This is a genomic window from Rhizobium sp. RHZ02 (assembly GCF_014851575.1).
GTDB classification, from domain to species: domain Bacteria; phylum Pseudomonadota; class Alphaproteobacteria; order Rhizobiales; family Rhizobiaceae; genus Rhizobium; species Rhizobium altiplani.
Genome location: NZ_JACUZX010000023.1, coordinates 85881 through 92565, shown reverse-complemented (window position 1 = coordinate 92565; position 6685 = coordinate 85881). Strand labels below are relative to the sequence as shown.

The following is a 6685-nucleotide window of genomic DNA, read 5'->3' as shown; positions in this document are numbered from 1 at the left end:
TACGAACGAAAGTTCAGGCCCGCTAGGACCAACCGCTCTGCGCATCGTCACTGCGGTGTTGCAATCACCTCAATGGCAAACGAGGCCGGTGCATCATAACCGATGCACCGGCCTCGCAATGTATAAGGCCGCCTCGTTGAGGCGGCCTCTTGAAGGTCAGACTAGGCGGCTCTGTTCGGTTGCGGCTTCGATGAAGCTTGCGAAGAGCGGATGCGGGTCGAGAGGACGGCTCTTCAGTTCCGGATGGTACTGAACGCCGATGAACCAGGGATGCTCAGCATACTCGATCGTCTCGGGCAGTACACCGTCCGGTGACATTCCCGAAAAGACGAGACCGCAGTCTTCCAAACGGTCCTTGTAGTCGATGTTGACTTCGTAGCGATGGCGATGGCGCTCGGAAATATCGGTCGAACCGTAGATCTCCGAGATCTTCGTATCCTTCTTCAACGCAGCCTTGTAGGCGCCGAGGCGCATCGTGCCGCCGAGATCGCCCGCTTCCGTGCGCTTCTGCAGCTCATTGCCCTTCACCCATTCGGTCATCAGGCCGACAACGGGCTCCTTCGTCGGGCCGAACTCGGTCGACGAGGCGCTTTCCACGCCGGCAAGGTTGCGGGCGGCTTCAATGACGGCCATCTGCATGCCAAAGCAGATCCCGAAATACGGTACCTTCCGTTCGCGTGCGAAGCGGGCCGCATGGATCTTGCCTTCCGAGCCGCGCTCGCCGAACCCGCCGGGAACGAGGATGCCATGGACCTTCTCGAGATACGGCGCCGGGTCTTCCTTTTCGAAGACCTCAGATTCGATCCATTCCAGGTTGACCTTGACGCGATTGGCTATGCCGCCGTGATGCAGCGCTTCGATCAGCGACTTGTAGGCATCCTTGAGGCCGGTGTACTTGCCGACGATGGCAATCGTGACCTCGCCCTCAGGCGTGCGGATGCGGTTGCAGACCTCTTCCCATTGGTCAAGGCGGGGCTTAGGTGCCGGCTCGATGCCGAAGGCTGCCAGCACTTCGTTGTCGAGCCCTTCCTTGTGGTAGGCCATCGGGACGTCGTAGATGTTGGCGACGTCGAGCGCCTGGATCACCGCGGACGGACGGACGTTGCAGAAGAGCGACAGCTTGCGGCGTTCCGCTTCCGGAATTTCGCGGTCGGCGCGCACCAGCAGGATGTCCGGATGAATGCCGAGCGCCTGCAGTTCCTTGACGGAGTGCTGGGTTGGCTTGGTCTTCAGTTCGCCGGCAGCCGGAATATACGGCATCAGCGTCAGGTGGACGTAGATCGCAGTGCCGCGCGGCAGGTCGTTGCCGAGCTGGCGGATCGCTTCCATGAACGGCATCGCCTCGATATCGCCGACCGTGCCGCCGATCTCGCAGATGACGAAGTCGTAGTCGCCGTTGCCTTCGGTGACGAAGTCCTTGATCTCGTTGGTGACGTGCGGAATGACCTGAACGGTCGCGCCGAGATAGTCGCCGCGGCGTTCCTTGTCGATGATGTTCTTGTAGATGCGTCCGGTGGTGATGTTGTCGGTCTTGGTCGCCGAACGCCCGGTAAAGCGCTCGTAGTGGCCGAGATCGAGATCCGTTTCGGCACCGTCATCGGTGACGAAGACTTCGCCGTGCTGGGTCGGGCTCATGGTGCCCGGGTCCACGTTCAGATAGGGGTCGAGTTTGCGAAGCCGCACCCGATAACCACGGGCCTGCAGCAACGCTCCGAGAGCCGCGGCCGCAATTCCTTTACCGAGAGAGGAAACCACGCCGCCAGTGATAAATACGTATCGCGCCATGGGAGTCACCGGATACCTTTTCAAAAACGATTCCACCAGCCCAAAAATTCTTTTCCAGAACTTTTGGTGCCAGCGCGGAATCTGAACAAAAGAAAACCGGCAGACCCGAGGGCCTGCCGGCGGTTGATGCTGTGTGCCGCTTACTGTCCGCTTGGGACGGTGGCGGGCGCCGGAGCGGAAGGCGTAGCCGCCTGCGGTGCTGCCGGAGCAGTTTGAGTAGACGGAGCCGTTTCGGCAGGTGCCGGTGCGGCCGGAGCAGTTGCTGCCGGAGCCGGAGCGGTCTCACCGCCGGTCGGAACGCCGTTGTTGTTCTGCGCGGCCGGTGCAGCCGGAGCGGCATTGCCGTTCTGGCCGCCGAGCGAGTCGAGAATACCCTTGCCCTCACCGCTCGTCGCCGGAATACGGTTCAGAATATCCGTCGGACGGCTTTCATAGCGGTTGAGAATGCCGAGGCCGAGCGACGTGATGAAGAACAGCGTCGCCAGGATCGCGGTCGTGCGTGTCAGCGCATTGGCCGTGCCACGGGCAGACATGAAGCCCGAGCCGCCGCCGATGCCGAGGCCGCCGCCTTCCGAGCGCTGAATGAGCACGACGCCGACAAGCGCCAGCACGATCATGAGATGGATGACAATCAAAACGGTCTGCATGGGTCCAGTCCTGCCCACGCGCGCGGCGGGCATAAAGTAAAATTCTGGCGCTCTTTACATGAGGTGATCCGCTATTCCAAGCCCTTAGGCTCGGAATATACACGGCTCTAAGCAACCAGCGCTCCGTATGCGCCGTAGATGGCGAGGAAATCGGCCGCTTTCAAGCTTGCACCGCCGATCAGTGCGCCATCGACATTCGCGACGCCCATCAACTCCCTTGCATTGCTTGGCTTGACCGAGCCGCCATAGAGGATGCGGATCTTCTTGCCAGCCGCCCCGAAGCGGGCGACGAGCTCGGAACGCATGAAGGCGTGCGCCTTCTCTACGTCTTCCACGGTTGGGGTAACGCCGGTGCCGATCGCCCAGACGGGCTCGTAGGCAATGACGGCATTCTCCGGCGTCGCGCTATCCGGCACCGAGGCGGAAAGCTGACGCTTGATGATGTCGAGGGTCTGGCCTGCCTTGCGTTCGTCCGCCGTTTCGCCGATGCACACGATTGCCGTCAGGTCGGCCGCGAACGCAGCCTCCGCTTTGGCGCGAACAAGATGGTCGGTCTCGGCATGGTCGGTGCGACGCTCCGAATGTCCGACGATCACGTAAGTGCCGAAGCAGTCTGCGATCATTTCGGCCGAAATATCGCCGGTGTGGGCGCCCGAGGGCTTCTGGTGGCAGTCCTGTGCGCCGATCGCCAGCGGGCTGTCGGTGCAGAGCGCAGTGGCGACATAAAGCAACGTTGCCGGAGGGCAGATCAGCGCCTCCACCTTATCGGAAAGTGGCCCCTGAACACCTTCGGCGATTGCCTTGATTTGGTCGAGGGAGGCACGCGTGCCGTTCATTTTCCAGTTTCCCGCCACAAGCGGACGCACGTCAGGTGTCATGCCAGCCTTCCCATCTTCCACGTATCGTGGGGCCTTAGCAAAAGCGGGGATCAATGAAAAGGTTTGGGCACCTTCCCTAAGGGAAATAACGGCCTTTTGTCGCGCAAATGCTTAAAATTCGGAGCCCATGTTGCTGAAAATCATAGACCAGGCGGCCGCCATGACGCTCGCCCGGCGGTCAGGCGACTTAGGCTGTCGTCACGAACCCAATATCCAGTTCAGCGTGCGGCGCCAGTCGATCATCCGGATCGGTGTTCCGTGATTTCCCGTCTGATAGAGCGTGAAATGTGCAGGGTAATCCCCCTTCAGCAGTTTTTCGAAGAGTGCCTGCTGGTCTGTCGCTGCATAGACCGGATCCCGGCTGCCATGCGCGAACCAAAGCGGCAGTTTGGCCTTGAAGGACGGGCTCTTGCCGAAGTCCGGATCGGTAACGCCGCTGAGGATCACCATTCCCTTGAGGGCTTTCACGCTGGCGGGGTCACGGCTCAAGCCCCAGCAGACCTGGCTGCCCATCGACGCACACGCCAGAATGACCGGCTTGCCGGGCGACTGCTGGGAAGCGTAGCGGATCAGCCCTTTGATCGCGGCGACGCCATCGCTGTCGAAGCTCTTGACCGTCGGCGAATAATAGACACCGCCATTGCCGGCGACCAGGTTTTTCAGGCGATTGAAGTTGCCCCCGAAACTGTAGTCGTTCACGCCGAGGCGCCGGTCGCCGTTACGACCGTGAATGAAAATGACCGTAAATGCCGCTCCCGAGCTTTGTCCCACCCTGGTGACGTCGAGTCTTTGCGAACCAAGCTGCAAGGTCTCGTCCGACTGCTGCCTTTTGACGCCGAGAGACACGTATTTTTGTTGGGCGCGCTTTTGGGGTATCTGATCGCGGCCGTTGATGTCCCGCATCTCGTCGTATTCGATGACGTCAAGGGCGCCATTATCGCTCGTCCGCAGCACATTTTGTGTGGAGAAGAGCTCGTCCTTAAAGGGCGGCAGGCTCTCGGCCGCTCGGCCGCTTGCCGTCGTCGTCAGGAAAAAGGCCGCAATTGCGGTAATAATGGTGCAATGACTTGTGGACATTCGCATGAGCATGGTTCCCTGAGCCTTCTGGCCGCTTGCCATTCCACGCCCGCCAACGCAAACCACTTCCTAAGGAAGTCCGCCTGATCGGGCGGCGTCGCGTAACGAGGCGCTTTCTGGCAGAATCTGCCTGATTCGCAAACGTGACATCAAATGCGGTGATTTTGGGTCAGGCTTGGCGTAAGGCCCCTGCCCGACAGGATAAAGATCTGAACGGCCCCATGGACGATAGCAACGACCTCTTTTCCGGACTGCCCCTGACACCGAAGCAGGAGGAAGCTCCAAAGTCTGCCGAGCCACAAAAGGCCGCACCCGCTAAGGCTGCTGCCCCCGCCCTGCGTCCGGCGCCCGTGAACTCGACGTCGGAAGACTACGGCGCGTCCTCGATCCGCGTTCTCGAGGGTCTTGAACCCGTCCGCATGCGGCCGGGCATGTATATCGGCGGCACCGACGAAAAGGCTCTTCACCATCTCTTCGCCGAAGTCATCGACAATTCGATGGACGAAGCTGTCGCCGGCCACGCCAACTTCATTGAGGTTCACCTTGACCTGCAGGGCTACTTGACGGTCAGCGACAATGGCCGCGGTATCCCCGTCGAGAATCACCCGCAAGTTCCCGGGAAGTCGACCCTTGAAGTCATCATGACGAAGCTGCACGCGGGCGGCAAGTTCGACGGCAAGGCATATGAGACGTCAGGTGGTCTGCACGGCGTCGGCGTTTCCGTCGTCAATGCGCTTTCCGACGTGCTGGAAGTCGAGGTTGCGCGCAATCGGAAGCTATATCGTCAGCGCTTTTCCCGCGGTTTGCCCCAGGGCGAACTGGAAGAACTCGGCGACGTCCACAATCGTCGTGGCACGCGAGTCCGCTTTCACCCCGATCCGCAGATCTTTGGCGAGCACGCGAAGTTCGATGCCGGGCGTGTGTTCCGTATGGCACGCTCCAAGGCTTACCTCTTTGGCGGCGTCGAAATCCGCTGGAGTTGCGAGGAAGGCGTTCTGCCGCAAGGCTCGGAGATACCTGACAAGGCGGTCTTCCACTTCCCCGGCGGCCTGAAGGATTACCTGCAGGCGACGATGGGCAAGGAATTCACCGTTACCCGCGAGATATTCGCAGGGAAAACCGAGAAGACCAGTGGTCATGGCTCCCTGGAGTGGGCGATCACCTGGTACGGCGGCGATCCCCAGGTCCACTCCTACTGCAACACGATCCCGACGCCCGAAGGCGGCACGCACGAGGCGGGCCTGCGCATCGCGCTGACCAAGGGCCTGAAGAATTACGCCGAACTGACGCAGAACAAGCGCGCTGCCCAGATCACCACCGATGACGTGATGATCTCCGCCGTCGGCATGCTCTCGGTCTTCATCCGCGAGCCGGAATTCGTCGGCCAGACGAAGGACAAGCTCGCCACGGTCGAAGCCCAGCGGATCGTTGAAAACGCACTCCGCGACCCCTTTGACCACTACCTTGCCGACAATCCGAACGAGGCAGCCAAGCTGCTCGACTGGGTTATAGAGCGTGCGGAAGAACGCCTGCGCCGTCGCAAGGAAAAGGAAGTCAACCGCAAGACCGCCGTGCGCAAGCTGCGCCTGCCCGGCAAGCTAGCCGATTGCGCACAGAACACCGCCCAGGGTGCCGAACTCTTCATCGTCGAAGGTGACTCGGCAGGTGGCTCGGCCAAGCAGGCTCGCAATCGTGCCAACCAGGCGATCCTCCCCCTGCGCGGCAAAATCCTCAACGTCGCCAGTGCCGGTCGCGAAAAGCTTGGCGCCAACCAGCAGCTCGCCGATCTCGTTCAGGCGCTCGGTTGCGGTACGCGCTCGAAGTATCGTGAGGAAGACCTTCGCTACGAACGCATCATCGTCATGACCGATGCCGACGTCGACGGTGCCCACATTGCCTCGCTACTGATCACGTTCTTCTATCAGGAAATGCCGGAGCTGGTCCGTGGCGGTCACCTCTTCCTGGCCGTACCGCCGCTCTACAAGATCACCCAGGGCGCGAAGTCCGCTTACGCCCGCGACGATGCGCACCGCGCCGAGCTGATGGAGACCGAGTTCAAGGGCAAGGCGAAAGTCGAAATCAGCCGTTTCAAAGGCCTTGGCGAAATGCTGCCGGCGCAGCTCAAAGAAACCACCATGGACCCAGGCAAGCGCACGCTGTTGCGCGTGATTATCGACGAGGTGGATTTCGAGGGTACGCGCACGGCGGTCGACGACCTGATGGGAACGAAGCCGGAAGCGCGCTTCCGGTTCATTCAGGATCGCGCCGCCTTTGCGGAAAACCTCGATATCTGAACCG

5 protein-coding genes are annotated in these 6685 nt (G+C 60.9%); 1 reads left to right on the top strand and 4 read right to left on the bottom strand.

The window, feature by feature from the left end:
• Positions 1-156: 156 nt before the first annotated feature.
• From IB244_RS24555 to IB244_RS24540, 4 genes are all read right to left on the bottom strand, one after another.
• Complete coding sequence (locus IB244_RS24555; protein WP_018854989.1) at positions 157-1785, bottom strand: CTP synthase; 1629 nt, start codon at positions 1783-1785, stop codon at positions 157-159.
• A gap of 140 nt (positions 1786-1925) precedes the next feature.
• Complete coding sequence (gene secG, locus IB244_RS24550; RefSeq protein ID WP_169680298.1) at positions 1926-2432, bottom strand: preprotein translocase subunit SecG; 507 nt, start codon at positions 2430-2432, stop codon at positions 1926-1928.
• A gap of 107 nt (positions 2433-2539) precedes the next feature.
• Positions 2540-3310, bottom strand: coding sequence for a triose-phosphate isomerase (gene tpiA, locus IB244_RS24545; protein WP_026371493.1), 771 nt, complete (start codon positions 3308-3310; stop codon positions 2540-2542).
• Positions 3311-3508: 198 nt separating this feature from the next.
• On the bottom strand, positions 3509-4393 hold the full coding sequence (locus IB244_RS24540) for an alpha/beta hydrolase (RefSeq protein ID WP_113470459.1): 885 nt from the start codon (positions 4391-4393) through the stop codon (positions 3509-3511).
• 215 nt (positions 4394-4608) lie between these two features.
• Between IB244_RS24540 and parE the strand changes: the two genes are divergently transcribed.
• Entirely contained in the window at positions 4609-6681 is a 2073-nt protein-coding gene (parE, locus tag IB244_RS24535) for a DNA topoisomerase IV subunit B (RefSeq protein WP_062370902.1), read from the top strand.
• Positions 6682-6685: the final 4 nt, after the last annotated feature.

Excerpts from the sequence above, each read along its gene's own strand:
- IB244_RS24555 (WP_018854989.1), bottom strand. The coding sequence starts at position 1,785 with ATGGCGCGATACGTATTTATCACTGGCGGCGTGGTTTCCTCTCTCGGT.
- secG (WP_169680298.1), bottom strand. The coding sequence starts at position 2,432 with ATGCAGACCGTTTTGATTGTCATCCATCTCATGATCGTGCTGGCGCTT.
- tpiA (WP_026371493.1), bottom strand. The coding sequence starts at position 3,310 with ATGACACCTGACGTGCGTCCGCTTGTGGCGGGAAACTGGAAAATGAAC.
- IB244_RS24540 (WP_113470459.1), bottom strand. The coding sequence starts at position 4,393 with ATGCGAATGTCCACAAGTCATTGCACCATTATTACCGCAATTGCGGCC.
- parE (WP_062370902.1), top strand. The coding sequence starts at position 4,609 with ATGGACGATAGCAACGACCTCTTTTCCGGACTGCCCCTGACACCGAAG.